Here is a 3,378-nt window from a genome sequence, read left to right as displayed (position 1 = left end):
CCTCGACCCCGGGCCACCCGGGACCCCACAGGCCCCGGCCGACGGGCCCGAGCTCCCGCCCACGCTGCTGCACGCCGTGGAGGCGCTGGCCGCGGACCCCGTCGTGACCGGCGCGCTGGACGGCGCGGGCGCGCCCGTCGCCGCGTACTTCGCCGAGCTCAAGCGCCGGGAGTTCCTCGACTGGCACGCCACGGTCGGGTCCTGGGAGATCGACCACTACCTCACGGCCTTCTAGGAGCTCGCCATGTGCGGCATCGTCGGACTCCACCTGCGCGACCAGGAACTGCACCCCGCGCTCGGGCGCCTGCTCACCGGCATGCTCGGCGAGGTCGCCGAGCGCGGCCCCGACTCGGCGGGCGTCGCGGTGTACGGCGACCACCGCCGCCACCGGGCCGGCCACGCGGTCGTCTCGCTGCTCGAGGCCCCCGACGAGCTCGCGGTCCCTGGCGCGGAGGTCGCCCGCGTCGGCGCCACGACGATCGTCACCGGGCCGGGGACGCCCGACGACCTCGTCGTGGCCGCGCTCGCGGCGGCTCCCGGAGCCGTCGTCGTCGGCTCGGGCACCGACCTCGCGGTCTACAAGGGCACCGGCGACCCCCGCGACCTCGCCGTCACGTATGACCTCGCCGGCGCGCAGGGCTGGCAGGGCCTCGCGCACACCCGGATGGCCACCGAGTCCGCGGTCACCGCGCAGGGGTGCCACCCGTTCTCGGTCGGCCCCGACCAGTGCCTGGTGCACAACGGGTCGTTCTCCAACCACGCCTCGATCCGACGTGAGCTCGAACGCGAAGGGGAGCGATTCGATTCGGAGAACGACTCCGAGGTCGGAGCACGCTTCGTCAAGCGGCGGCTGGCCGAGGGCGACGACCTGGAGAAGGCACTGCGGGCGCTCGCGGAACGGTTCGACGGCTTCTACACCCTGCTCGTGACCAGCGACGAGGGCTTCGCCGTGGTCCGCGACGCGATCGCCTGCAAGCCCGCGATCGTCGCGGAGCACCCGCGCTGGGTGGCGATGGCTTCGGAGTTCCGCGCGCTCGCGGAGCTGCCGGGGATCGACGAGGCGCACATCTTCGAGCCGGCCCCGGGGGCGGTGCACACGTGGACGCGCTGACGGCGGTGTCGTTCGACCTGGCGCACGACTCCGTCCGGGCCCTCAACACCGAGCTGCACGCCCCGACCGCGTCGTCGTACGAGGTCCGGAACCCCCGCGGCGCGCATGCGATCGCGGTGGGGATCCACGACGGGATCGCCGTGCACGTGCGGGGCCACGCGGGCTACTACTGCGCGGGCATGAACGACGGTGGGCACGTGGTCGTCGACGGGTCCGTGGGCACGGGCGTCGCGGAGAACATGATGTCCGGGACGGTGCGGGTGCGCGGCGACGCGTCGCAGTCCGCAGGGGCGACCGCCCACGGTGGGCTGCTCGTCGTCGAGGGCAACGCCTCCATGCGCTGCGGGATCTCGCTCAAGGGGGCGGACGTCGCCGTCGGCGGGTCGGTCGGCGCCTCGTGCGGGTTCATGGCGCAGGCCGGCCGGATCGTGGTGTGCGGGGACGCGGCCGACGGGCTCGGCGACTCGGTGTACGAGACCCGCCTCTACGTCCGCGGGGAGGTGGGGGTGCTCGGTGCCGACTGCGTGCCGAAGGAGATGCGCGACGAGCACCGTCGCGAGCTCGCGGAGCTGCTGGCGGCCGCGGAGCTGCCGTACGCCCCCGAGGAGTTCCGCCGCTTCGGCTCCGCCCGGCGGCTCTACCACTGGGGAGCGCACTCGTGACGGCTGACCACCCCCCGTCGCTGCGCTCGCCCCTGCGGGAGTCGGCCACCTTCGACCGGTCCGTCATCGCGTCCATCCAGCAGGCCGCGGAGACCGGGGTGTACGACATCCGCGGCTGGGGCGCCAAGCGCGCCGTCCCGCACTTCGACGACCTGCTCTTCCTGGGCGCCTCGATGTCGCGCTACCCGCTGGAGGGCTACCGCGAGCGCTGCGACACCGACGTCGTCCTCGGCGATCGGCACGCGACGGCGCCGCTGCACCTCGACATCCCGGTGACGATCGCCGGGATGAGCTTCGGGGCGCTCTCGGCCCAGGCCAAGGAGGCGCTCGGGCGGGGCGCCTCCGAGGTGGGCACCAGCACGACGACCGGCGACGGCGGCATGACCCGCGAGGAGCGCGGCCAGTCGACGCACCTCGTGTACCAGTACCTGCCGAGCCGCTACGGGATGAACCCCGACGACCTGCGCAGCGCCGACGCGATCGAGGTCGTCCTGGGGCAGGGCGCGAAGCCCGGCGGCGGCGGGATGCTGCTCGGGCAGAAGATCTCCGAGCGGGTCGCGGAGATGCGGACCCTGCCCGCCGGGATCGACCAGCGCAGCGCCTGCCGCCACCCGGACTGGACCGGCCCGGACGACCTCGCCATCAAGATCGTCGAACTGCGCGAGATCACCGACTGGCGGCCGCCGGTGTACGTCAAGGTCGGGGCGACGCGGACCTACTACGACGTGAAGCTCGCGGTGGCCGCGGGCGCCGACGTCGTCGTCGTCGACGGCATGCAGGGCGGGACCGCGGCGACGCAGGAGGCGTTCATCGAGCACGTCGGGATCCCGATCCTCGCCGCGATCCCGCAGGCCGTGCTCGCCCTGCAGGAGCTGGGCCTGCACCGGAGGGTCCAGCTGATCGTCTCCGGGGGCATCCGGACCGGGGCCGACGTCGCGAAGGCCATGGCGCTGGGTGCGGACGCGGTGGCGATCGGGACTGCCGCGCTCATCGCGCTCGGGGACAACGCGCCGCGGTACCAGGCCGAGTACGAGGCGCTCGGCTCGGCGGCCGGGTTCTACGACGACTTCCAGGACGGCCGCGATCCCGCCGGCATCTCCACCCAGGACCCGGACCTGGCGGCCCGGCTCGACCCCGTGGAGGGCGGGCGGCGGCTCGCGAACTACCTGCGGGTGCTGACCATGGAGGCGCAGATGCTGGCCCGGGCCTGCGGGAAGTCGCACCTGCGCCACCTCGAGCCCGAGGACCTCGTCGCGCTGACCGTCGAGTCGGCGGCGATGGCCCGGGTGCCGCTCGCCGGCACCGACTGGGTGCCGGGGGCCGGTCGCCGTGGCTGACGTGGTGATCGTCGGCGGTGGCCTCGAGGGCGCCGCGACGGCGTGGGCGCTGGCCGAGCGCGGGGTCACCGACGTCGTGGTCTGCGAGCGCGACACCGTCGGCTCCGGCGGCACCGGCAAGTCCTCGGGCGTGGTGCGCTGCCACTACGGCGTGTCCTCGCTGGCGGCGATGGCCCGGCGCGGGCTGGCGTTCTTCGAGTCGGCCGCCGACCGGCTCGGCGACGACCTCGGCTTCGTCACCACCGGCTACGTGGTCGGGGTCGACGAG

Annotated in this window: 4 protein-coding genes and 1 pseudogene; all 5 read left to right on the top strand. The window is 74.3% G+C overall.

The window, feature by feature from the left end; all coding sequences use genetic code 11:
* Positions 1–235: pseudogene (locus AC0CYZ_RS20890) on the top strand (hypothetical protein); the annotation flags it as partial.
* 9 nt (positions 236–244) lie between these two features.
* The gene (locus AC0CYZ_RS20885) at positions 245–1,111 is read left to right on the top strand and encodes a class II glutamine amidotransferase domain-containing protein (RefSeq protein ID WP_472218832.1); all 867 of its coding nucleotides are present in this window, start codon (positions 245–247) and stop codon (positions 1,109–1,111) included.
* Entirely contained in the window at positions 1,099–1,773 is a 675-nt protein-coding gene (locus AC0CYZ_RS20880; protein WP_472218830.1) for a glutamate synthase, read from the top strand. The genes AC0CYZ_RS20885 and AC0CYZ_RS20880 overlap by 13 nt, the downstream gene beginning before the upstream one ends.
* Complete coding sequence (locus tag AC0CYZ_RS20875; protein WP_472218828.1) at positions 1,770–3,110, top strand: FMN-binding glutamate synthase family protein; 1,341 nt, start codon at positions 1,770–1,772, stop codon at positions 3,108–3,110. The genes AC0CYZ_RS20880 and AC0CYZ_RS20875 overlap by 4 nt, the downstream gene beginning before the upstream one ends.
* A partial coding sequence (locus tag AC0CYZ_RS20870; protein ID WP_472218826.1) for an FAD-dependent oxidoreductase occupies positions 3,103–3,378 on the top strand: 276 nt, incomplete at its 3' end. The genes AC0CYZ_RS20875 and AC0CYZ_RS20870, both read left to right, overlap by 8 nt.

This window comes from Actinomycetospora sp. (assembly GCF_055612215.1).
Note: the sequence above shows the minus strand (reverse complement) of the source record. Positions and strands in the feature narration are given on the sequence as shown.